20 protein-coding genes are annotated in these 23,417 nt (G+C 61.0%); 6 read left to right on the forward strand and 14 right to left on the reverse strand.

Annotation, left to right across the window (positions count from 1 at the left end):
- Nucleotides 1-144: 144 nt before the first annotated feature.
- Complete coding sequence (gene yghU / locus JFT58_RS05280) at nucleotides 145-972, reverse strand: glutathione-dependent disulfide-bond oxidoreductase (RefSeq protein ID WP_054898564.1); 828 nt, start codon at nucleotides 970-972, stop codon at nucleotides 145-147.
- A 95-nt stretch (nucleotides 973-1,067) separates the two neighbouring features.
- Between yghU and mug the strand changes: the two genes are divergently transcribed.
- Nucleotides 1,068-1,601 (forward strand): G/U mismatch-specific DNA glycosylase, encoded by a 534-nt coding sequence (mug, locus tag JFT58_RS05285; RefSeq protein ID WP_054898565.1) that lies wholly within the window; start codon nucleotides 1,068-1,070, stop codon nucleotides 1,599-1,601.
- A gap of 60 nt (nucleotides 1,602-1,661) precedes the next feature.
- Here the strand turns inward: mug and JFT58_RS05290 are convergent, their stop codons facing one another.
- Nucleotides 1,662-2,429: an SDR family NAD(P)-dependent oxidoreductase gene (locus tag JFT58_RS05290; RefSeq protein ID WP_054898566.1), complete on the reverse strand. Its 768-nt coding sequence runs from the start codon at nucleotides 2,427-2,429 to the stop codon at nucleotides 1,662-1,664.
- 138 nt (nucleotides 2,430-2,567) lie between these two features.
- Between JFT58_RS05290 and JFT58_RS05295 the strand changes: the two genes are divergently transcribed.
- Nucleotides 2,568-3,716: an aldose epimerase family protein gene (locus tag JFT58_RS05295; RefSeq protein ID WP_054898567.1), complete on the forward strand. Its 1,149-nt coding sequence runs from the start codon at nucleotides 2,568-2,570 to the stop codon at nucleotides 3,714-3,716.
- 115 nt (nucleotides 3,717-3,831) lie between these two features.
- Here JFT58_RS05295 and araH read toward each other — a convergent pair whose 3' ends face one another.
- From araH to JFT58_RS05330, 7 genes are all read right to left on the reverse strand, one after another.
- The gene (gene araH, locus JFT58_RS05300; RefSeq protein WP_054898568.1) at nucleotides 3,832-4,800 is read right to left on the reverse strand and encodes an L-arabinose ABC transporter permease AraH; all 969 of its coding nucleotides are present in this window, start codon (nucleotides 4,798-4,800) and stop codon (nucleotides 3,832-3,834) included.
- A 9-nt stretch (nucleotides 4,801-4,809) separates the two neighbouring features.
- Nucleotides 4,810-6,312: an L-arabinose ABC transporter ATP-binding protein AraG gene (gene araG, locus JFT58_RS05305; RefSeq protein WP_054898569.1), complete on the reverse strand. Its 1,503-nt coding sequence runs from the start codon at nucleotides 6,310-6,312 to the stop codon at nucleotides 4,810-4,812.
- Nucleotides 6,309-7,313, reverse strand: a complete 1,005-nt coding sequence (locus JFT58_RS05310; protein WP_054898570.1) for a substrate-binding domain-containing protein — start codon at nucleotides 7,311-7,313, stop codon at nucleotides 6,309-6,311. Before JFT58_RS05310 ends, araG begins: the two co-directional genes overlap by 4 nt.
- A gap of 169 nt (nucleotides 7,314-7,482) precedes the next feature.
- Nucleotides 7,483-8,346 carry an SMP-30/gluconolactonase/LRE family protein gene (locus JFT58_RS05315; RefSeq protein WP_054895664.1) on the reverse strand — a complete coding sequence of 288 codons (864 nt, stop codon included), beginning with the start codon at nucleotides 8,344-8,346 and terminating at the stop codon, nucleotides 7,483-7,485.
- Nucleotides 8,347-8,362: 16 nt separating this feature from the next.
- On the reverse strand, nucleotides 8,363-9,943 hold the full coding sequence (locus JFT58_RS05320) for an aldehyde dehydrogenase (NADP(+)) (protein ID WP_054895665.1): 1,581 nt from the start codon (nucleotides 9,941-9,943) through the stop codon (nucleotides 8,363-8,365).
- A 10-nt stretch (nucleotides 9,944-9,953) separates the two neighbouring features.
- On the reverse strand, nucleotides 9,954-10,946 hold the full coding sequence (gene araD1 / locus JFT58_RS05325) for an AraD1 family protein (RefSeq protein ID WP_054895666.1): 993 nt from the start codon (nucleotides 10,944-10,946) through the stop codon (nucleotides 9,954-9,956).
- Nucleotides 10,947-10,962: 16 nt separating this feature from the next.
- Nucleotides 10,963-12,285: an MFS transporter gene (locus JFT58_RS05330; protein ID WP_003190554.1), complete on the reverse strand. Its 1,323-nt coding sequence runs from the start codon at nucleotides 12,283-12,285 to the stop codon at nucleotides 10,963-10,965.
- A gap of 191 nt (nucleotides 12,286-12,476) precedes the next feature.
- Here JFT58_RS05330 and JFT58_RS05335 point away from each other — a divergent pair, with 191 nt between their 5' ends.
- Complete coding sequence (locus JFT58_RS05335) at nucleotides 12,477-14,213, forward strand: IlvD/Edd family dehydratase (protein WP_198834312.1); 1,737 nt, start codon at nucleotides 12,477-12,479, stop codon at nucleotides 14,211-14,213.
- A gap of 48 nt (nucleotides 14,214-14,261) precedes the next feature.
- Nucleotides 14,262-14,984 carry a FadR/GntR family transcriptional regulator gene (locus JFT58_RS05340; protein ID WP_034126739.1) on the forward strand — a complete coding sequence of 241 codons (723 nt, stop codon included), beginning with the start codon at nucleotides 14,262-14,264 and terminating at the stop codon, nucleotides 14,982-14,984.
- 7 nt (nucleotides 14,985-14,991) lie between these two features.
- Here the strand turns inward: JFT58_RS05340 and JFT58_RS05345 are convergent, their stop codons facing one another.
- The 3 genes from JFT58_RS05345 to JFT58_RS05355 form a co-directional block, all read right to left on the reverse strand.
- Nucleotides 14,992-15,591, reverse strand: a complete 600-nt coding sequence (locus JFT58_RS05345; RefSeq protein WP_034126738.1) for a hypothetical protein — start codon at nucleotides 15,589-15,591, stop codon at nucleotides 14,992-14,994.
- A gap of 433 nt (nucleotides 15,592-16,024) precedes the next feature.
- Complete coding sequence (locus tag JFT58_RS05350) at nucleotides 16,025-18,154, reverse strand: TonB-dependent siderophore receptor (RefSeq protein ID WP_054922115.1); 2,130 nt, start codon at nucleotides 18,152-18,154, stop codon at nucleotides 16,025-16,027.
- Nucleotides 18,155-18,359: 205 nt separating this feature from the next.
- Complete coding sequence (locus JFT58_RS05355) at nucleotides 18,360-19,451, reverse strand: NADH:flavin oxidoreductase/NADH oxidase (protein ID WP_054895667.1); 1,092 nt, start codon at nucleotides 19,449-19,451, stop codon at nucleotides 18,360-18,362.
- Nucleotides 19,452-19,541: 90 nt separating this feature from the next.
- On the opposite strand from JFT58_RS05355, the gene JFT58_RS05360 reads away from it, so the two are divergent.
- A complete protein-coding gene (locus tag JFT58_RS05360; protein WP_003190545.1) occupies nucleotides 19,542-19,841 on the forward strand; it encodes an ArsR/SmtB family transcription factor in 300 nt (99 codons plus the stop codon).
- A 450-nt stretch (nucleotides 19,842-20,291) separates the two neighbouring features.
- Here JFT58_RS05360 and JFT58_RS05365 read toward each other — a convergent pair whose 3' ends face one another.
- Complete coding sequence (locus JFT58_RS05365; RefSeq protein WP_169918792.1) at nucleotides 20,292-21,320, reverse strand: GGDEF domain-containing protein; 1,029 nt, start codon at nucleotides 21,318-21,320, stop codon at nucleotides 20,292-20,294.
- A gap of 2 nt (nucleotides 21,321-21,322) precedes the next feature.
- Nucleotides 21,323-22,174, reverse strand: a complete 852-nt coding sequence (locus tag JFT58_RS05370) for a hypothetical protein (RefSeq protein ID WP_169918793.1) — start codon at nucleotides 22,172-22,174, stop codon at nucleotides 21,323-21,325.
- A 329-nt stretch (nucleotides 22,175-22,503) separates the two neighbouring features.
- On the opposite strand from JFT58_RS05370, the gene JFT58_RS05375 reads away from it, so the two are divergent.
- A complete protein-coding gene (locus JFT58_RS05375) occupies nucleotides 22,504-23,394 on the forward strand; it encodes a bestrophin family protein (protein ID WP_054895670.1) in 891 nt (296 codons plus the stop codon).
- Nucleotides 23,395-23,417: the final 23 nt, after the last annotated feature.

Consider the following 23,417-nt stretch of genomic DNA (forward strand, 5'->3'; position numbering starts at 1 on the left):
GATACTATCGAAGGCAGAAGCGGCAACTGTGGCGAGGGAGCTTGCTCCCGCTGGACTGCGTAGCAGTCCCAGCCTTTTTAAACAAAGAGCGGGGCCGCTTCGCGCCCCAGCGGGAGCAAGCTCCCTCGCCACGTGGTTATCGTATCAATCCAGGTCACTTGCATCATGGCGCTCGGGCAACTGATCATCCCCCGACACCCGGTTCACCCGCCGCCCACGCTGCACCGCCGGCCGCGCATCAATCGCATCCGCCCAGCGCATCACATGCTTGTATTCATGCACCGACAAAAACTCTGCCGCACCATACAAACGGCCTTTGACCAACCCACCATACCAAGGCCATATGGCGATATCGGCAATGGTGTATTCATCCCCGGCGATGTATTGGCTGACCGCCAGGCGCTTATCCAGCACATCCAGTTGGCGCTTGGTCTCCATGGCGAAGCGGTTGATCGGGTATTCCATCTTGCTCGGCGCATAGGCATAGAAATGCCCAAAGCCGCCCCCCAGGTAAGGCGCGCTGCCCATCTGCCAGAACAGCCACGACAGGCATTCAGCCCGTGCGACGGGCTCCGTGGGCAGTAACGCACCAAACTTCTCGGCCAGGTACTGCAAAATCGCGCCTGATTCGAACACGCGAATCGGTATGGCGCCGCTGTGGTCCATCAGCGCAGGAATCTTCGAGTTCGGGTTCACCGCCACAAAGCCACTGCCGAACTGGTCGCCGTCGCCGATCTTGATCAGCCAGGCGTCGTATTCGGCGCCGCTGTGCCCCAGGGCCAGCAGCTCTTCCAGCAGGATCGTGACCTTCTGCCCATTGGGCGTGGCCAGGGAGTATAACTGCAGCGGGTGCTTGCCCACCGGCAGCGGCTTTTCGTGAGTGGCGCCGGCGATGGGCCGGTTGATGCTGGCGAAGGTGCCGCCGCTTTCGGTGTCCCAGGTCCAGACTTTGGCAGGTACGTACTCGGTCATAATCAATGCTCCAGAGGCGCTTGCGATCAACTAAGCGCTCCAGACTAAACCAAAGGTCGATGATTCGTCACACCTATCAGCATGGAAGATCCGGCATGAATGATCGACTCGACGACCTCCTCGCCGACCACTTGCACGTACTGTTCTGCGGCATCAACCCTGGCAAGGGCTCGGCAGCCCTCGGCCTGCATTTTGCCAATCGCAGCAATCGTTTCTGGCGCACCGTGCACCTGGCCGGTTTCACGCCCAATGAAATTCGCCCGCAAGACGGCGCCACCTTGCTGCACTACGGTTGCGGATTGACCACTTTGGTGGCACGGCCAACGGCCAGTGCAGGCGAGTTGGCGCGGCATGAGTTCCAGGACGCGGCTGCGGCGCTCGAACATAAAGTTCGCCGCCATGCCCCGCGTTTCGTCGCGTTCCTCGGCAAGCCCGGCTATAGCGCACTGACCGGCCAGCGCGAGGTCGCCTGGGGTTTGCAAGCGCAGCTACTGGGCGACGCTTCGGTATGGGTGCTGCCCAACCCCAGCGGGCGCAACCTGGCGTTCAGCCTTGAGCAACTGGTGGAGGCGTATCGGCGGCTACGCGAGGCCGTTGTACAAGCGCCCCAACCTCAAGCGCCATGCTGAACGCCTGGGGCAGCACCCGGCGTTCAAGCGTTACCCTTACCAAGAGCCCTGTTCGCGTCGCTACACCCACCCGCCGTCGACGATAAAGTTCTGCGCCGAGCACATCGCCGAGGCATCCGAGGCCAAAAACAGCGCCATGTTGGCGATGTGTTCCGGCATCACGCTGCCGGGCAGGCACTGACTGCGGGCGATGAGCTCCTTGGCGGCGTCGTCGACCCACATGGTCAGTTGTTTTTCGGTCATCACCCAACCCGGCACCAAGGTGTTGACGCGGATATGGTTGGGCCCCAGTTCACGCGCCAGGGCTCGGGTCATGCCGTGAGCGGCAGCCTTGCTGGCGGCGTATACGGGGTAGCCGGCCGAGGCCATCATCCAGCCCACCGAGCCCAGGTTGATGATCGAGCCGCTACCGGCCTCCTTCATCATGGGCACCACCGCCTTGGCGGCAAAGAAGGCGTGCTTGAGGTTGACCGCAATCAGTTGGTCGAACATGTGCGAGTCGATTTCTTCCAGGCTGTGGCGCACATCGTTCGCCGCATTGTTGACCAGTACCGTGATCGGCCCCAGGGAGTGCTCGAAACGCCCGATCGCCGCACGGTAGCCGATCTCGTCGGTGATATCGCAGCACTCGAACTCGACACTGTGCCCTTTGGAGTTCAGCAGCGCCGCCAGGCGTTCACCCTGGCTCTGTGCACGGTCCACAAACGCCACCTTGGCACCCTGCGCGGCGAAGGCCCGCACCATGAACTCGCCAATCCCCGAAGCCCCGCCGGAAACCAGCACGGTTTTGTCCTTGAGGTCGGGATAAATCGCTTGCTGGGTAGTCATAACAATCAGTGCTCCGCTTAATTAGTCTTATTTTATTTTGCAAGAACGGCGTTAAAGGCTATAAATCTGCTGTCATATCGACAAAATATCTCAAATTAGTAGAACTATTCCAGCAAAACAACAAAAGGAAGTTCGACCATGAAGCACCCTCGATACCTGCTGTCCGGCCTCGCGCTGTCTATGCTGATCGCCAGCGGCGGCGCGCACGCAGCCGGCCTTAGCAGCGAACACAAACCCTTCGGTAAAACCAACGATGGCACCGCCGTCGAACAATACGTGTTGCGCAACAGCCACGGCATGCAAGCCACGGTGATCACTTACGGCGGTGTGCTGCAGTCGCTCAAGGTGCCGGACAAACACGGCAAGCTCGACGACGTGGTGCTGGGCTTCGACGACGTGCAAGGCTATCAAGGCGGTACCGCGTTTTTTGGCGCCACCATCGGCCGCTTCGGCAATCGCCTGGCCGGCGGCGCCTTCGAACTCGACGGCAAACGCTACCAGGTGCCGCTCAACGACGGCCCCAACTCATTGCATGGCGGCGCCCAGGGCTTCGACAAGCAGGTGTGGCAAGCCAAATCGGTCAAGGACAAAGACTCGGTGGGGGTCACCCTCACCTACCTGTCCAAGGACGGGGAAATGGGCTTTCCGGGCAACTTGAAGACCGAGGTCACCTACCGCCTCAACGACAACAACGAACTGCACATCGACTACACCGCCACCACCGACAAGCCCACGGTGCTCAACCTCACCAACCACAGCTACTTCAACCTGGCCGGCGCGGGCAATGGCGACATTCTCAAGCAGGTCGCCACCTTGCACGCCAGCCACTACACACCGGTGAATGCCACCTTGATTCCCACCGGCGAACTGGCGCCGGTCAAGGGCACGCCAATGGACTTCCTGAAGCCCACACCCATCGGCCAGCACATCAAGGCAGACCATCCGCAGCTTAAATTCGCCGAGCCCAAGCAAGGTGGCTTCGACTTCAACTGGGCGCTGGATACCAAAGGGGACGTCAAGCAGTTGGCCGCCGAGGTGCATGATCCTGAATCAGGACGGCGTTTGCAGCTCTACACCACAGAGCCCGGCGTACAGTTTTATACCAGCAACTTCCTCGACGGTTCGGTGAAGGGCAAAGGCGGCAAGACCTATCAGCATTGGAGTGGGTTTACTTTGGAGACTCAGCATTTTCCGGATGCGCCTAACCAACCGAGTTTTGCCTCGACCCGCTTGAATCCTGGGCAGACTTACACCCAACACACTATTTTCAAGTTCACCGCTGATTAAATTGTGGGAGCTGGCTTGCCTGCGATAGCGGTGGCACAGGCTACACAATTATTGCCTGAACCAACGCTATCGCAGGCAAGCCAGCTCCCACATTGGTTTTTCACAGCGCCTGGGCTCAGCGTTGTTTCATGCGGTCGATGACCACGGCCAATAGCAGGATCGAACCACGGATCACATACTGGTAGAAGGTATCGATGTTCTTCAGGTTCATCGCATTCTCGATGATCGCCAGAATCAACACCCCGGCAATCACATGGCGGATCATGCCGATGCCGCCGCTCAGCGACACCCCACCCAGCACGCAGGCCGAGATCACCGTCAGCTCGAAGCCCTGGCCGATCATCGGCTGGCCGGAGGTCATGCGTGAAGCCAGGATCACTCCCGCCAGCGCGCCAATCAGGCCGTGCACGGCAAATATCAGGATCTTGGTGCGGTCAACGTTCACGCCCGCCAGCAGCGCCGCCTCCGGGTTACCGCCGATGGCCATGGTGTTGCGCCCATAGGTGGTGTAGTTGAGCAGCCAGCCGAAGAACAGGAAGCAGACAATGGTGATCAGGATCGGCACCGGCACACCCAACAATTGGCCGTTGCCGAACACGAAGAATTGCTCCTGGGACACGCCTACCGCCTTGCCGTCGGCAAAGATGTAAGCCAGGCCGCGCACGATCTGCATGGTCGCCAGCGTAGTGATCAAGGCGTTGACCCGCAGCTTGGCGATCACGATGCCATTGATCAACCCCACCATCAGGCCCATCAGCAGCGCTGCGCCAATGCCCAGCATCACGCTGTCGGTATCGCGCATTACAATCGCCGCAACTACCCCGGCGCAGGCGATCACCGAGCCTACCGACAGGTCGAAGTGCCCCGAGGCCAGGCAGAACAGCATGGTGCACGCGGCAATACCGACAGTCGAAATCGCCAGGCCCAAGCCGCGCATGTTGAGCGGAGAGAGGAAGTTATCGATCAGCAGCGCGCACAGTACGAAGATGCCCACCGCCGCCAAGAGCATCGCCCAGTTATCGAGCAATGCGCGCATATCGAGGGGTTTGCGTGCCGAGGGCAGCGCGTTGTTCTGGATAGTCATGGTCGTCTCTCAGTTCGCCAGGCCGCGTGGCAAGGCCAGTTGCAGCAGGTTGGATTCAGTCGCGTGCTCGCGCAGTTGTTCGCCGCGCAGGGCGCCTTCGCACAGCACCAAGATGCGGTCGGAGATGCCCATCACTTCCATCAGGTCGCTGGACACCACGATCACCGCTATACCGCTGGCCGCCAGGTTATGGATGATCTGGTAGATCTCCGACTTGGCGCCGATGTCGATACCCCGGGTAGGCTCGTCCAGCAGCAGGACCTTCATCGGCATCGACAACCAGCGGCCAAGGATGGCTTTCTGTTGGTTGCCACCGGACAGGTACAGGATCTTCTGCGCCGCGTTCGGCGTTTTGACCCGCATCGCCTGGATCTGTCGGTCGGCGTTACCTTTCTCCCAGCCTTCGCGCAACAGCCAGCCAAAGGTGGAATGGGCGCCACGGGCGCTGATGTTGATGTTCTCAGCGACGCTGCCCAGCGGGATGATGCCCTCTTTCTTGCGATCCTCCGGACACAGCAATACCCCGGCGGCAATGGCGTCCCGGGGTGAGCGCAGTTGCAGCGCTTGCCCGCACAGTTCCAGGCTGCCGGCACTGGCGCGCTCCAACCCACTGAGCAGGCGAAACAGCTCGGTACGCCCCGCGCCCACCAGCCCGAACAGGCCCAGGATCTCGCCCTTGCGCACCTCAAAGCTGATCGGTTCACGCAGGCCAGGACCGAGCAAGCCGTCTACCTTGAGCGCCACTTCGCCCTGCTCACGCGGTCGGTAATCGTAGATATCCTGGATATCGCGACCGACCATGCAGGTCACCAGTTGATCGTGGGTCAGCGTGTTCATGTCCTCGAACGTACGCACGTAGCGACCGTCCTTGAAGACCGTCACTGCGTCGCAGATACGGAACACTTCTTCCATACGGTGCGACACGTAGAGCACTACTTTGCCCTCCTCGCGCAGGCGCGTGATGATGGCCATCAAGCGGTCGATTTCCCGCGCCGAGAGGCTACTGGTCGGCTCGTCAAAGGCGATCACATGGGCGCCACGGGACAGCGCCTTGGCGATTTCCACCAATTGGCGCTGGCCCAGGGACAGGCGCCCGAGTTTCTCGTCGGGGTCGATTTCATCGGCCAGGCCCTTGAGGCAGGCCAGGGCCTGCTTGCGCAGCAGGCTCCGGTTGACCACGCCAAAGCGCGTGGGCAAATGCCCGAGGAACAGGTTCTCGGCCACGCTCATTTCCGGCACCAGATGTAGCTCCTGGTGAATCACCGCCACACCGCTGGCGATGCTGTCGGCAGCGCACTTGAAAGCCATGGTCTGCGCGCCGATCTGCACCGTACCGCTGGACGGAATGTAGGCGCCGCCGAGGATTTTCAGCAGGGTCGACTTGCCTGCGCCGTTCTCACCCATCAGCGCGTGCACCTGCCCCGGGTGGGCGGTGAAGCAAATGCCATCCAGCGCCTTGACCCCGGGAAAGGTCTTGCCGATGCCTTCAAACCGCAGGGCCGCAGCGGTCATTTCCACAGCCCGATCTTGGTCAGTTCCGCCTGGAAGTTTTCACGGGTAATCAGCGTCACTTCGTCCATGGCCGTGTATTTCGGCGGCTCGGTGCCCTGGGTAACCCACTCGTACATCATCTCAGCGGTTTTGTAGCCTTCAATGTGCGGGCTGGGCAGCATCGAGCCGAAGAAGCCGCTGTTGGCTTTCTTCAATTCGCCGATGGCGTCGGTGCCATTGATGCCGATACCAATCACATTGGCTGCGGCGAAACCGGCACTTTCGGTGGCGCGCACGCCGCCGAGCACGGTGTTGTCGTTCATGCCGCCGATGATCAGGTTCTTCGCGCTACCCGGCAGCTTGACCAGTGCCGAGTTGGTGGCGTCCATGCTGCCTGGCACGTCGAGGGTTTTCAGCGGGGCGGTGAGGATGTGATCTTTAGGAATGCCAGCCTCTTCCAGCGACTTGATCGAGCCGTCGGTGCGCTTCTTGCCGGTGTCGAGCTCGTTGAAGGTGTTGATCACCGCGTAGGTGTCCTTCCAGTCCCAACCACGTTTTTTCGCTTCGGCGGCCATGGCGGCGCCCTGCTTCTGGCCTACCTCAAACGCGGCCATGCCCAGGTACGGCACGTCTTCCATGAAGTTGCCCTTGGCATCGACAAAGCGATCATCCACGGCCATCACTTTCATACCGTTGACCTTGGCCTTGGCAACGATAGCCGGGCCCAGGGACACGTCCGGCGGGCAGATCACGAAGCCTTTGGCGCCGTTGGCGGCCAGGCTGTCGATGGCCGAGAGGGTTTTCTCGCCGTCCGGCACCGCGATCTTGATGAGTTTGAAGCCTTTGTCCTGGGCGGCTTTTTCCGCAAACGCCCACTCCGTCTGGAACCAGGGCTCTTCGGCCTGCTTGACCAAGAAACCGATTTTCACTTCTTCAGCGGCCAGCAACAGGCCGCTCAAGCTCATGGCCGAGACCGCCACAGCGGCGCAGCACAGGGAACGCAAACCACGACGACGATTCATAGGGGTGACTCCTTGTTGTTGTTTTTTTTCAATGTTCGTTTTGTGTACGGGTACTGTTGTGGCGAGGGAGCTTGCTCCCGCTGGGGTGCGCAGCGCCCCCCAAAAAAAGCCGGCTCCAGCTGCGCTGTCGAACGGGAGCAAGCTCCCTCGCCACAACAGCGCGTTTGGTTTATCCGGCGAAGCGGTGACAGGGCTTGCCTGGCACGTCGACCTCAATGGCCAATACCGCACCATCAAGGGGGTGATCCAAGGGACTCGCCGCGCTGGTGATGTACAGCGTGGTGAGCTCGGGCCCACCGAACACGCAACTGGTGGGACGGCTGACCGGTAGTTCGATGATGCGATCCACCTCACCTGAAGGCGTTAGCCGCAGCAGGCAACTGCCATCCCAGCGCGCGTTCCAGATGTAGCCTTCGGCGTCCATGGCCGAGCCATCCGGCCCGCCGCGTGTGTGCGGCCCGAACCAGGCCTGGGCGGCGCCGAGTTGGCCGTCAGCCTGGATCGAATGCTGATAGAGCGTACCGTCCATGCTGTCGCCGAAATGCACCTGGCTGCCCGCCTCGTTCCAAAGCAAGGTGTTGGGAATGCCCAGGCCCGCCAACAACGGCGTGACCCGCGCATCGGCATCGATGCGAAACAAGCCACCGGAGCGCCGGGTAATCGGCAGGTCTTCGCCCTGCTCGCCTATGTTGTTCTGCATGGTGCCCAACCACAGCCGGCCCTGGGCATCGCAGCGTGCTTCATTGCCGCGGTTGCCCGTTTGCGGGTCGGCTACGCACAGCAGGGTCAAGGCTTCGGTGGCCAGGTCCAGGCGATACACACCGCTGCTCAAGGTCACCAGCGCATCACCGCTTTGACAGGGGATGAACGCCGAGACGTGCTCAGGCAATTGCCACACCTGCAACTGCCCCCCCATCAGACGCAGCGCCTGGCGGGCGGCGATATCCACCCAATACAGGGCCTGGGTCGGTACATCCCAGAACGGCCCTTCGCCCAACCGGGCACGGTGCGGGGTGACTGCGCTCAACGACATGAAGCCTCCTGATCAGTTACAGCGATTCGCGCGATGGCGTGCCATTTACCAGGCGCTGAATACGCAAAGGGTTGGCGTTTTTCAACGCGTCGGGCAGCAGGCTATCAGGGTAGTTCTGGAAGCACACCGGGCGCAGGAAACGGTCGATAGCCAAAGTGCCGACCGAGGTGCCACGGGCGTCGGAAGTCGCCGGATACGGCCCGCCGTGAACCATGGAATCGCACACCTCCACGCCAGTGGGGTAACCGTTGAGCAGGATGCGCCCGACTTTCTGTTCCAGCAGGGGCGTGAGTTCGGCGAACTGGTGCAGGTCGGTCGGTTCGCCGATTAGCGTGGCGGTCAATTGCCCGTGCAGCCCCTGCAGGGCGGCGCTGAGTTGGGCCTGATCGGCCACTTCGACGAACACCGTGGTGGGGCCGAAGACTTCTTCCTGGAGCACTTCATCGCCGTCAATCAACAGACGTACATCCGCCTTGAACAGTTGCGGTTGCGCCTGGTTGCCCGACTGCGCGCTGCCCGCCAGATGCTGGATGCCCGGGTGAGACCGGAGTTTTTCCAGGCCCTTGCCGTAGCTGCCCAGGGTGCCGGCATTCAACATGGTTTGCGCCGGTTGCTCGCCGATCAATTGCGCGACCTGCTGAGTGAACGCGGTGAACGCAGGCGAGGCGATACCGATCACCAGGCCTGGGTTGGTGCAGAACTGGCCGCAGCCTTGTACCACCGACGCGGTCAGGTCACGGGCAATGCTTTCAGCGCGGGCTTGCAGCGCCTGGGGCAGCACGATCACGGGGTTGATGCTCGACATCTCGGCAAATACCGGGATCGGTTGCGGGCGCGCCGCGGCCATGTCGCAGAGGGCGCGGCCGCCTTTGAGCGAGCCGGTAAAGCCTACCGCCTGGATCGCCGGATGCTTGACCAGCGCCTCACCGACGCCGCCGCCAAAGATCATATTGAACACGCCAGCCGGCATCTCGGTGGCCTCGGCAGCACGAATGATCGCATCGGCCACGCGCTCGGCGGTCGCCATGTGCCCACTGTGGGCCTTGAACACCACCGGGCAGCCGGCGGCCAGCGCGGCAGCGGTGTCGCCGCCAGCCGTGGAAAATGCCAGGGGGAAGTTGCTGGCGCCGAACACCGCCACCGGGCCGAGGCCGATACGGTATTGGCGCAGGTCCGGGCGCGGCAGCGGCTGGCGCTCTGGCAGGGCCTTGTCGATACGCGCGCCGTAGAAGTCACCACGGCGCAGCACGGTGGCGAACAAACGCATCTGGCCGCTGGTGCGCCCGCGTTCGCCTTTGATGCGTGCGGCCGGCAAGGCGGTTTCGCGGCAGACCAGTTCGACGAAATCATCGCCCAAGGCGTCCAGCTCATCGGCCACCGCATCCAGGAACTGCGCACGCCGCGCGGCGCTCAAGGCACGATAGGCCGGGTAAGCCTGGGCCGCGGCCTGGGCGGCGGCATCCACTTCCTGGGCGGTGGCCTGGTAGAAATCCTGGGGCAAGGCTTCGCCGGTGACGGCATCGATGCTTTGCAGCTTGATGCTGCCGTTGGCGCTGCGCTGGCCGCCGATGTAGTTGTGGCCGAGGAACTGGGTCATGTTGATCTCCTTAAAGGGGGGTGACTTGGCCGGGTTCAAATGCCGCATCGCTGCTGCCGATACCGTTGATCAACGGCGCGCCGAATTCAGCCTGGCTGATCTCGAACACATCGCCCGGCTGGGTACGTATACCGTCGGCGAATGACAAGGTGGCGGTGCCGAAGAAGTGAATGTGCACGTCACCCGGCTTGAGGAACTGGCTGTATTTGAAGTGGTGGTATTCGAGGTTTTCCAGGCTGTGGCACATATTGGCCTCGCCGCTGAGGAATTCGTTCTGCCAGATGACTTCGCCGTTGCGCAGGATGCGGCTGGTGCCCGCCAAGTGCTGGGGCAGCTCGCCCACGCGCAGCTCCGGGCCATAGCTGCAACTGCGCAGCTTGGAATGGGCCAGGTACAGGTAGTTCTTGCGCTCCATCACATGGTCGGAGAACTCGTTGCCCACCGCAAAGCCTAGGCGATAGGGTTTACGGTCATGGCCGATCACATAGAGGCCGCCGATTTCCGGCTCTTCGCCGGCGTCTTCGGCGAACGGCGGCACCGGGAAGGCCTGGCCCGGGCGCACGACGATGCTGCCATCGCCTTTGTAGAACCACTCCGGTTGCACACCGGCCTGGCCAGCGCCTGGTTTGCCGCCCTCCACGCCCCATTTGAAGATGCGCATGGTGTCGGTCATCGCGCTGTCGTCGCCGGCCTGCTGGTGCATCTTGTCGCGGGCCGAGGCACTGCCCAGGTGGGTGAGGCCAGTGCCGCTGATCAGCATATGGGCCGGGTCCGGGTGGTCCAGCGGCGGCAGGATTTTGTGTTCAGCCAACAAGGCGGCGTAATCATGGTTGGCGCCCAGGCCGAGGGCTTCTACCTGTTGCTGCAACTTGCCGCCGGCATTGATGGCGGCCAGCGCGAGTTCACGCACGCTGTGGGCGCCGCGCACTTCGCGTACATGGTTGCCTTCTACCACGCCGACGCGGCGCTCACCGTTGCTCAACTCGAACTGAACTAAACGCATGCAGGTTCTCCTGGATTTAAGTACGTGTGGCGCCACGGGCGCTGGCGGCGAATTGGTCGACGGGCAGCACGTGCTTGCGTTCCAGCAAGCGGTAGACCACGAGGGTCAGCAGCAAGCCGAACACCATCACACCGGATAAGAAATACAAGCCTGAGGCCAGGTTGCCGGTGTACTCCTTGAGCGCACCGATCACGAACGGGCCGATATAGCCGCCGAGGTTGCCCACCGAGTTGATCAAGGCAATACCGGCCGCCGCACTGGCGCCGGCAAAGAAGCGCCCCGGCAGCGTCCAGAACACGGCGGTGCAGGAAAACATGGCAAACGCCGCCAGGCACAGCGCGGCCATTTGCAGCACTGGCACCGTGAGCCAGGCGCTGCAGAACAGGCCGATGGCGCCCAGTACATAGAGCACGGCGAGATGGCCGTAACGGTCGTTCAAGCGGTCGGAACTGCGCGGGATGATCAACAGGCCGATGATGCCGAAGATATAGGGCACGGCGGAGATGAAACCGGTTGTGAGGTCGCTGCCGCCAAACTGCTTGATCAGGGTCGGCAGCCACAAGCCGAGGCCGTAGATACTCAGGGTCACCGGCAGGTAGAACAGCGCCAGCAGCAACACGCGCTTGTCCTTGAGCGCATGCAAGGGGTTGCCATGGCGCGTCTGGCCGTAGGCTTGCAGGTCTTTGTGCAGCTCGCCGGTGAGCCAGGCTTTTTCTTCCTCGCTCATCCAGTTGACCTTCTGGGGGCCGTCCGGCAGGTAACGCAGCACCGGCCAGGTCAGCAGGATCGCCGGGGTGCCGATCACGATGAACAGCCACTGCCAGCCATGCAGGCCAAGGATGCCGTCCATGCCGAGCAAACCGCCGGACACCGGGCCGGTGATCATCATTGCAATAGGTTGGGAGAGGATGAACAGCCCGAGGATCTTGCCGCGATGGCGCACCGGGAACCACTGGGTGATGTAGTACAGCACGCCGGGAAAGAAGCCCGCCTCCGCCGCGCCCAGCAGAAAGCGCATCACATAGAAGCTGTGCGGCCCCTGCACGAAGGCCATGCCGATGGTGATGGCGCCCCAGGTGATCATGATGCGCGCAAACCAGCGCCGCGCGCCGAAGCGGTCGAGCATCAGGTTGCTGGGAATTTCAAACAGGAAATAGCCAATGAAGAACAACCCGGCACCGAGGCCATACGCGGCGTCACCGATGCCCACGTCAGCGCCCATGTGCAGCTTGGCGAAGCCCACGGCGGAACGGTCCACGTAGGCGATCAGGTACAGCAGGATCAGGAAGGGAATCAGTTTCAGCGTGATGCGCCGAATAAGCCGCAGTTCCTGGCTCATGGGGTCGATCTCCGATTGTTGTTTTTATAGAAGCTCGGGGGACGCCTCTGACGAAATCCGCCAGGGCCATACCTCAGTTGAGACCGACTATATAGTATGACTATTTGCAAAACAACACTTCCAAAGCGGCGATTTTGCGCTTATGTTTAAGCACGAATAGAACATATAGTCATACAATAAGAGAATCGATCATGCCTGACAAAAAGCCCGGCCTACGCTCTGCCCAGTGGTTTGGTACCGCCGACAAAAACGGCTTCATGTACCGCAGTTGGATGAAGAACCAGGGCATTGCCGACCATCAGTTCCATGGCAAGCCGATCATCGGCATCTGTAATACCTGGTCGGAGCTGACCCCGTGCAACGCGCATTTCCGCCAGATCGCCGAGCACGTCAAGCGTGGCGTGATCGAGGCCGGTGGCTTCCCGGTGGAGTTCCCGGTGTTTTCCAATGGCGAATCCAACCTGCGCCCTACCGCCATGCTCACGCGCAACCTGGCGAGCATGGATGTGGAAGAAGCGATTCGCGGCAATCCGATTGACGGTGTGGTGCTGCTGACCGGCTGCGACAAGACCACCCCGGCGCTGCTGATGGGCGCGGCCAGTTGTGATGTGCCGGCCATCGTCGTCACTGGCGGGCCGATGCTCAACGGCAAGCACAAGGGCCAGGACATCGGCTCGGGGACGGTAGTGTGGCAGCTCAGCGAACAGGTGAAGGCCGGCACCATCACCCTGGATGATTTCCTCGCGGCCGAGGGCGGCATGTCGCGTTCGGCGGGCACCTGCAACACCATGGGCACGGCCTCCACCATGGCCTGCATGGCCGAGGCGCTGGGCACTTCCCTGCCCCACAACGCGGCGATTCCGGCCGTGGATGCACGCCGCTATGTATTGGCGCACATGTCGGGCATGCGCGCCGTGGAGATGGTGCGTGAAGACTTGAAGCTGTCGAAGATCCTCACCAAGGAGGCGTTTGAAAACGCTATCCGCGTGAACGCGGCCATCGGCGGCTCGACCAACGCCGTGATCCACTTGAAAGCCATCGCCGGGCGCATCGGCGTCGAACTCGACCTGGATGACTGGACCCGCATCGGCCGCGGTATGCCGACCATCGTCGACCTGCAGCCCTCCGGACGCTTTCTGATGGAAGAGTTCTACTACGCCGGCGGCCTGCCCGCGGTGCTGCGTCGCCTGGGTGAGGCCAATCTGATCCCCCACCCCAACGCCTTGACGGTCAACGGCAAGTCCCTGGGCGAGAACACCCAGGATTCGCCGATCTACGGCCAGGACGAAGTGATCCGCACGCTGGACAACCCGATCCGCGCCGACGGCGGCATCTGCGTGCTGCGTGGCAACCTCGCGCCCCTGGGCGCGGTGCTCAAGCCTTCGGCAGCGAGCCCCGAACTGATGCAGCACCGTGGCCGCGCCGTGGTGTTCGAGAACTTCGACATGTACAAGGCACGCATCAACGACCCGGAGCTGGACGTGGATGCCAACTCGATCCTGGTCATGAAGAACTGCGGCCCCAAGGGTTACCCCGGCATGGCCGAAGTCGGCAACATGGGCCTGCCCGCCAAGCTGCTGGCCCAGGGCGTGACGGACATGGTGCGCATTTCCGATGCGCGCATGAGCGGCACCGCCTACGGCACCGTGGTGTTGCACGTGGCACCGGAAGCCGCTGCTGGCGGGCCGTTGGCGACAGTGAAGGAAGGTGACTGGATCGAACTCGATTGCGCCAATGGCTGCCTGCACCTGGACATTCCAGACGCCGAGCTGGCAGCGCGCATGGCCGACCTGCCGCCCGCGCAGAACCTAATCGTCGGCGGCTATCGCCAGCTGTATATCGACCATGTGCTGCAGGCCGACCAAGGCTGTGACTTTGACTTCCTGGTGGGCTGTCGCGGGGCAGAAGTCCCACGGCATTCCCACTAATTGGGATGCTATGATGCGGCGAATCTAAGCCAGAGCCTCCCCGTCGTTATGGATCATCAGCCGCCCAAGCCGCGCAAGAGCCAGCATGCCCAGATCGTTCAGGACTTGGGCATGCACATCGTTTCCGGTCGCTTCAAGCCTGAAGAACGCTTGCCCATGGAAGCCACGCTGTGCGAGGAATACCAGGTCAGCCGCTCGGTATTGCGCGAAGCCACGCGGGTGCTCAGCGCCAAGGGCCTGGTGTACTCCAAGCCACGGGTGGGCGCGGTGGTACGGCCACGCTTGAAATGGCACCTGCTCGACCCGGACGTGCTGTCCTGGTTGATGCAGTCCACGCCCCACAGCGAGTTTTTCAACACCCTGGCCGGGGTGCGCCGCATTCTCGAACCGGAAATCGCCGCCATGGCCGCGACCACCGCCACAGACGAAGACATCGCCACCATCGAACAAGCCTACCAAGGCATGGAAACCGCCAAGACCCACGAGGACCTGTTACAGGCCGACCTGGACTTCCACCGCGCGATTGCCGACGCCACCCGCAACGACCTGCTCGCCTATATGTGCAACATGCTCTCGCTGCCGTTGCGCGAGTCGATCAACATCACCAACCGCCGCCCGGATATCCAGGGCCTGAGTCTGCCTCGGCACAAAGCGATCCTCACGGCGATCCAGAACCGCGATGCCCTGGGTGCGCGGCATGCGTCGCTGGTGCAACTGGATGACACGCGGGTGGCGCTGGATACGGTGATGAACGTGTTGACGCCGTTGTGAGCCCGCGTCATTCCTGACTGTTATTGTTGGCCCTGGGGCAGGTGTTATCGCCCTCTTTTTTCAGCGCCAGCACGGCCTGGCGCTCGGATAGCAAGTGAGTGATGGCGCCGCCGATCGCAGCGGAAATCAACGCCAAGGCTTCTTTAGGCAGATTGATCGCCGCCCAGGTCAACCCACCGATCAGCAAGATGACAAACAGGATATTGAAACGTGACACGCCGAGTTTTATCGAGCGGACGATATCGGACGTGTCCTGCATTTTCTCGAAGCGTTTAAGGTCTTCGAACTTGCGCACCGATTCCAGGGTTTCCAGGTAATGGGTTTCGGCCCGCTTCAATTTCTTGATCACATCGGCTTCGAGCATGACCTCCTCTATCTCGATCCTGACCAGGCTGATATTGGCGCCTGGACGGCCTAGAATTTCCGAACTCAGCGAACTTTCGGCCAGCTCGGCCAGCAGATAGGTATAGGAGGTTTCGCTGATCTCCTTGGCATATTTTTGCAAGGCTGACGTGTAGCACTTGGTGGCGTATCGGGTGAACAGACGCTCGGCATCGTTGGTCTTTTTGATCAGGTCTTCAGCTTTCTCGATCAGTTCCCGTTCCATTTTTAATATCCCTATTAAGCGTGGCTTCGAAAAGCAATGAGCGCCGACCGCTGCGCTGGCACGTTACGAGCAAACATCCCTCGATCGCCCGCCAGTGTCTACTGTCAAACCTGACAGGGAAGCTGATGCAGGCCCCTGTGGCGAGGGAGCTTGCTCCCGCGACGGCCTGCCAGCCGACGCATATCCACCTGACGCGCCGCATTCCCAATGTGGGGTGTCAGGTAGAGAAGTGTCGGCTGTCAGGCCGTCATCGCAGGCAAGCCAGCTCCCACAGTTGGATCGCGAGGGTATCAGGTAGAAATGCGTCGGCTGGCAGGCCGTCATCGCAGGCAAGCCAGCTCCCACAGTTGGATCCTGGGGAGTCAGGTAGATAGGGGCCGTTGCGGGAGCAATCTCTCTCGCCGCCGGCCCTGCGTGGTACCGCAGCTGTTCATCACAGGGTGTAGGCGATGCCCACCTGCACGGTACGCGGTGCGCCGGGGTAGGCGTAGATATTGCCGAACGCGCCTTCTTCATATTCGCGGTTGAACAGGTTCTTCACATCGAGGTTCAAGCGCACACGCTCATTGACCTTGTAGTAACCGAGCAGGTCGACCACGGTATAGGCGTCCATGGAGAATGCCGTATTGGCGGTCTGGCCGGCGCGTTGGTCGACGTACTTGCCGCCGGCGCCCAGGCCCAGGCCTTTGAGCGCGCCGTCCTGGAACTCGTAGACGTTGAGCAGGCTGAAACTGTTGCGCGGGATGTTCATCAAGCGAGTGCCGGAGCGCAGAGTGTTATCACGGGTGACTTCGGCATCTACGTAAGCGTAGCCGCCGATCACGCGCCATTCGGGCGTGAGGTTGCCTGCCACATTGAGGTCGAAGCCCCGACTGCGCACCTGGCCGGCCGCGACACTGAAGGTATTGTCCACGGGATCGGTGGTCAGCACGTTCTTCTTCTCGATCTGATAGATCGCCGCATCCACGCTCAACTGCCGATCCAGCGCCTCCCACTTGATACCCATCTCGTAGGACTTGCCTTTCTCCGGCGCAAAACCACCGCCTTCGCGGCTGGCGCCGGTGTTGGGCTTGAACGAACGGGCGGCGTCGGCATAGACCGCGACGGTGTCGGTGAGGTCGTAGATTACACCCACGCGTGGGGTGACGGCGTTGTCGGCGGCCTGCCAGCTTTTACCAACATAGTTCTGGTAGTCATGCTCGAAACGCTCGAATCGGGCACCGGCCAGTACTTTCAGACGTTCAGTGAGAGCAACCTGGTCCTGTACAAAAGCGGCGTAGGTCTTGAGGTTTTCTTTGTCGTGGGTCGGCGTACGGGTCAGTGCCGGACGGGGTTGACCGTACACCGGGTCAAAGATGTCAATGGGATAGGTACCCGCCGCGGCGCTGGAACGCTGGATAATCGACTTGTAGTCGTAGTCCTCGTACTCGATACCGGTAAGCAAGGTGTGATCGAAGCCCCCAGTGGAGAAGTGCCCGGTCAGGTTGAGCTGATAGTCCTTGTCGGTCCATTCCAGCTTGCGGTAGTTGAAGTTGCGTTGCAGGGTGCGGCCATCAGCGCCCAGGCTGCCCGGCCCGTTGGCTTCGATGGCATTGCCTTTCAAACTGCCGTCCAACCACTGGAAACCGCCGCCCAGGGTCCAGTTGTCGCTCAGTGCATGCTCGAAACGCAACTGCGCCATGTTGTTGTCGTTGTGCAGCTTGCCGGCGTCCTTGTCGCCCCAGAACGTATCACGCGAGGGCGTGCCGCGCTGGTTGGGGAAGCGCGTCAGGCCACGGTCCAGCGGGTGGTTGTTGCGCATGAAATCGCCTTCGAAGGTCACCTTGGTGTCATCGGTGGCCTGCCAGGTGATTACCGGCGTCACGCCGTAGCGTTCCGTCTCGACGTGATCGCGGAAGGTGTCGCCGCCCTCGCCCACTACGTTCAGGCGATAGGCCAGGCGGCCTTCCTCGTCCAGCGGGCCGGAGGCATCCAGGGTGCCGCGCTTCATGCCCTGGTCATTGAGCTGGCTGCCCAGGGTGACGGTGCGTTCGGCCAGCGGTTGCTTGGACACCACATTGAAGGTGCCGCCTGGGTCGCCACGGCCGTAGAGCATAGTCGCGGGGCCGCGCAGTACTTCCAGACGCTCGATGGTGTTGGCGTCCGGCATGTTCGGGTAACCGCGGTTGATCGGGAAACCGTTGCGGTAGAACTCACCGGTGGTGAAGCCGCGCACGGTAAAGGTGGTCAGGCCCTGGCCGCCAAAATTGTTGGCACGGCCGACGCCGCCGGCGTAATCGAGGGCATCCTGCAAGCGCGTTGCACCGAGGTCTTCGACCACGTCCTTGGACACTACGCTGATGGACTGCGGGGTTTCATGAATGGCGGTGTCGGTGCGCGTCGCACTGGCTGAGCGTGTGGCGTGGTAGCCCTGCACGGGGCCTTGGGCCGACTCAAGGTCCGCGGTGGCGGTGACATTGGTCGCTTGCAGCTCGATACTGGTGTTCTCGGCAGGCACCTGCTCTGCCCACGCGAAGGGGGAAAACGCCTGGAGCACACAGATGGAAATCAGGGTACGACGCATGGGTGTAAAACCTAGTGAATGAGCCAGATGGGACGGCAAACCTGCCAAGAATTCGCCGCGCATCATATATCAAGGCATTCTCGTTTGATATCGGTTCTCATTTGTTATTTTTCACGTACCTGCTGTGTCTCCAGTGGGTAACGCAAAAACCACAGGCGAAAAAAAGCCACTCAATCGAGTGGCTCATGCAACGCGCAGGCATACCTCAGCGATAGCGTTCCAGCCAATGCGCGTAAGGCGCCGGCAAGGTCCAGGAGGACTTGTCCACGCCCAGTTCCTTCGCGGCAAAGTAGGCCCAGTGCGGGTCAGCCAAATGTGCGCGCCCCACCGAAACCAGGTCCAGGTGCCCGGCCTGCAGCGCGCCTTGCGCCAGTTGCGGCGTGCCGAAGCCCCAGGCCGAGGTCACCGGAATACCGGCTTCACGGCGTACACGCTCAGCAATCGGGCCCATGAAGGCCGGGCCCCATGGGATGTTGGTGTCAGGAATGGTAAAGCCGACGCTGACGCTCAGCAGGTCCAGGCCACCGTCCTTGAAACGGCGGGCCAGTTCGATGGACTCGGTGAGGGTCTGCTCATCACGGCCGTCGTATTCGATCACACCGAACCGGGCGGTGAGCGGCAGGTTTTCCGGCCAGACTTCACGCACCGCAGCCAGGGTTTCGAGGAGGAAGCGGCTGCGGTTGTCGAAGCTGCCACCGTAGGCATCGGTACGCTGGTTGGAATGCTCAGAGAAAAAGCTCTGGCCCAGGTAGCCGTGGGCAAAGTGCAGTTCGATCCATTCAAAGCCGGCATCGCGAGCGCGGCGGGCCGCGTCGACGAAGTCCTGCTGCACGCGGGCAATGTCTTCCAGGGTCATGGCACGCGGTACGTTGGGCAAATTGGCACCAAACGCGATGGCAGAGGGGGCGATGGTTTCCCAGCTACGGGCATCAGAAGCCGGGATGTGGTCATCACCTTCCCAGGGGCGATTGGCACTGGCTTTGCGACCGGCGTGGGCGATCTGAATGCCCGGCACCGAACCTGCGGCCTTGATGGCCTTGACCATGGGCACGAATGCCTGGGCGTGGGCGTCGCTCCAGATCCCGGCGCAGCCTGGGGTGATGCGCCCTTCAGGGGCGACCGCGGTGGCCTCGACCACCAGCAGGCCGGCACCGCCACGGGCCATGCCAGCCAGGTGGACGTGGTGCCAGTCGTTGACCATGCCGTCGTCGGCCATGTATTGGCACATCGGGGGGATAGCAATGCGATTGCGCAAGGTCACATCTTTGAGTTTGAACGGTTCGAACAAAGCCGACATTTAGAACTCCAGGAAGGGATGAGTGATTCGATAGTTCGATGGTAATCGAACTATGGTATTGAACGCTACCCCCCTGTTATGATCCGCCCCATGCGAGCCTTCAAACACCCTACCCCGCAAGAATTGACGCTTGAGCGTGTGCTGTACGCCTTGAGCGACCCCGTGCGCCTGGACATCGTGCGCTACCTGGCCAACGTGCCAGAGGCCACCTGTGGCGAACTCGACGGGGGGCGGCCCAAGTCCAGCATGTCCCATCACTTCCGGGTATTGCGCGATGCCGGCCTGGTGCACACCCGCAATGTGGGCACCACCCATATGAACTCGTTGCGCCGTGACGAGCTGGAAAGCCGCTTCCCTGGGTTGCTGGCCAGCGTGTTGTCACAACACTAGACGTATAACTTCGGCGCGACGCCGGGCCTGTGCCGAGGGAGCTTGCTCCCGTGACGGCCTGCCACCCGGCGCTTGCCTACCTGACACCCCACAATCCAAATGTGGGAGCTGGCTTGCCTGCGATGGCGGCCCGACAGCCGCCCCATATCTACCTGACACCCCTCAATCCAACTGTGGGAGCGGGCTTGCTCGCGAAGGCGGCCTGACAGCCGGCACAGTCATACCGAGTACATATCCATTCCTGCGGTAACAGCTACTTAGGGTTCTCTTGCCCCACCACTCGGCACCTCGCCCAGGCTCGGTGTGCCCGTAATCCGCCAGCGTGGTTTAACGGGGCGCTTAAGATCAAAAGCAGATCAAGATCAAGAGCGGCTCGCTTCGCATCGTGGTTAGCGTTGGCTGCTGCAACTTGGAAAGTTGTGCAGATACCTTTGCACTAGACGCCAAGCCTCAGGACAAGATCGCCTTCAGCAGCGCGCCGTCCAGGTGCACACAATCCTTGCCATTGCGCTTGGCGCCGTACAGGTTCTTGTCCGCCATCTTGAGTACGGCCGACAACTCGTCGCCCGGCGAAAAACGCGCCATCCCCGCACTGCAGGTGTAATGGTGGGGCGCAGGCACGCTGCTGCGGATCGCCTGCAACAAGTCCAGGGCATAATCACAGGCCACCTCCACATCGTCGCCCTGCAGTAACACGCCGAACTCTTCCCCGCCGATCCGTCCAAAGCTGTGGCTGCCTTTGGCGTTTTTCAGGCACAGGGCCATGGCGCGCAGAATCTTGTCCCCCACGTCGTGGCCATACAGGTCGTTTTTTTCTTTGAAACTGTCGATATCCAACATGATGAAGTAGCCGCCCTGCTCCCCACCGAGCAACTTCTCGAAGCTCTGCATAAAAGCGCGCCGGTTGAGAATGGACGTCAGGTAGTCGGTCTCGGCCAAAGCGCGAAACTCGCTTTCCACCAGCAATACCGAACGCAGGTTCTTCAAGTAGGAATAACTCAAGATAAACCCGATGGACACCGACGCGGCGCAGAACAGCAGCAAATATACCTCGGTGCCAACGTATATATCCGCCTGCATGGGTGGCCACAGGATCAGCCAGATCAATAGCGCATCGACCAGGTAATCCTGGACACTGATAAACAAGATCGCGCTGCCCACCACCAGGGTCACGGCCAACGGCAGGCCATAGATACGCAACTCTTTGTTCATATGAATCAGATAAGCGAAGCCGACGGACAACAACACCATATAGGTGACCCCCAGCACTCGCCAGAGCAGAAAGTTCGTGGTGGTGGCATGTACCCGGCAAACAATCAGCAGGCCCACCGTGACGCCCAACATATAAAAATTCAACTTCAGGGCCGCAGGAATCAGGAGCATGCCGACCCAGGCAATAATCCCTACCCCTTCGGCTTGGGTCACCGCAGGTGACAACAAACTGCGCATTCTGGGCCGCAACTTCAAGTTAGCAGGCATCCTTACGCTCCCATCTCAATAGCATGCAGGCCCATCGCAAATGAAAAGGCCATGAACCGCTTTACCAGGCTGGCAAAGGGTGGCAGAACTTCCAGCCGGGTTTTGGAGTGGGCTTTGAAATAACCCTTTTCAACCCCCTCCTGCACCATACGGATAATGTGGGTCTTGGACACGGAAAGTTGCTTGGCCAAGGCTAGGTAGGAAGACGACCGGAAGGTGGCGCGGTCGTTCTCAGGGGCAAAGGCGTCGTTGTAGATCGCCAGCATCAACAGATGGCCGGCGTCGCGCTTCACCAGCCAGTAACATTCGGGCAGCAAGACATCCACCGTCAACTCGGCCGCGAGAATCATGGCAAAACCCTTGAAATAGAGCGCAAGGAACTCGCGGTCATCCAAGTCGCGCATCTGCCGGAACACTTCCCTTTCGGGATAGAGCAGCGCCAAAGACTCCGTGAGGGCGGTGAGCATCAACCGCGCTTCGCGGCAGGCTTCATCCGAGGGTGCATACACCCTGAAGCGACTGTCTTCGGGGTGCGGCGCAACCTCCATGAAACCCAGAGCCCGGAATAGCAAAAAAATCGATTCCAGGCTGTTTTTCGAACAATATTTGCGCGTTACGCACAAGGCTTTAACTTCTGCCAACAACGGCAGCGGTGTGGAAAAGTATTCGCTCAATAATGCAAACGACACCATCAAGCGGCTGTATTTAAGGGCACTCTTGTAGAAAAACGGTCGTTTCGAATAGGGCACGAGCAGCACGTGGTAATGCGCTCTCATGCACGATTCAAAATCCTTATGACGTTCGAGCGCTTGCGCGGTATTACACATAGCCAACTTCAACGAACTGACACGCATGAAAGAGCCCTGATCATCCAACTTGATGCCACTGATCTCAGCTACGAAATCCCTGCAGCCCGGCCCCAAAACAAATCACTTCAAAATTCCTGCCATTAATGGCTTTTTGCCTCGAACGCAATGTACAGCGATTGCCGGACAAGACGTCATCAGTACCAAAGTTGTTCCACCGTCAAATGCCCCGTGGCACACACTTACGCGCAACCTTTGGTTACATTCTCTCCGCCTGGCGGTTAGAGGACTAATCGATTCAGCACACTGCGAACCTTCCTTCCTCGGCGGCGTCGTAACAGGGGATTGTTGCCAACCGCCCGCCGCGAGGTTCTCGTTTGAAAGCTGCCCTTCTGAAGAAATACCACCTGATCATCAAGACCATGGGCTATGTGGGCTGGGCGTTGTTCTGGCTGTTGTTGTGGGATGTGGCGGTGACGGTGGATTTCATGCTGTTTCTCACCGCCAAGATCAATTTGCCGCTGATGCCCCTGACCTTGCTCGGCTCGGCACTGGTGGTGCTGATCAGTTTTCGCAACAGCAGCGCCTACAACCGCTGGTGGGAAGCACGCACGCTGTGGGGTGCGATGGTCAACAACTCGCGCAGTTTTGCTCGGCAAGTGTTGACCCTGCTCGATGACGCCCCTGGTGAGGTGAACCCGGTGAAGTCGACGCTGTTGCGCCGTCACGTGGCTTACGTTAATTGCCTGGCTGCGCACCTCAAGGGCCAGCCGTGCCCGGAGGAAGTGCGAGCCTTTATCCCCGCCGAAGAATTTGCGCGCAACGGCGCCACCAATAACTTCGCCAATGACATCCTCACCGGCTCGGCCTCGTTGCTGGCGCGCGAATACCAGGCCGGGCGCCTGGACAGCATCCGCCTGGCGCGGTTGGAGTCGACCCTGGTGGACCTCTCCAACGCCCAGGGCGGCATGGAGCGGATTGCCAACACGCCACTGCCCTACCCTTACGTGTACTTCCCGCGGCTATTCATTTCGTTATTCTGCCTGATCGTGCCGGTGGGCCTGGTGGAATCGCTCGGTTGGTTCACGCCGTTGGCCTCCACGGTCGTGGGCTTCATGCTGCTGGCCATCGAACGCATCGGCACCGACCTGCAAAGCCCGTTCAATTCCAGCGAACACCAGATCCAGATGGAAAGCATCTGCGAAACCATCGAGAAGAACCTGCAGTCGATGCGCCGCGATGCCCTGGTCGGTGACCCGATCGCCTGATTCCCCCTCCTCAAGTGCCAACT

It is taken from the genome of Pseudomonas sp. MF6767 (assembly GCF_016405475.1).
In the GTDB taxonomy this organism is placed as follows: domain Bacteria; phylum Pseudomonadota; class Gammaproteobacteria; order Pseudomonadales; family Pseudomonadaceae; genus Aquipseudomonas; species Aquipseudomonas paracarnis.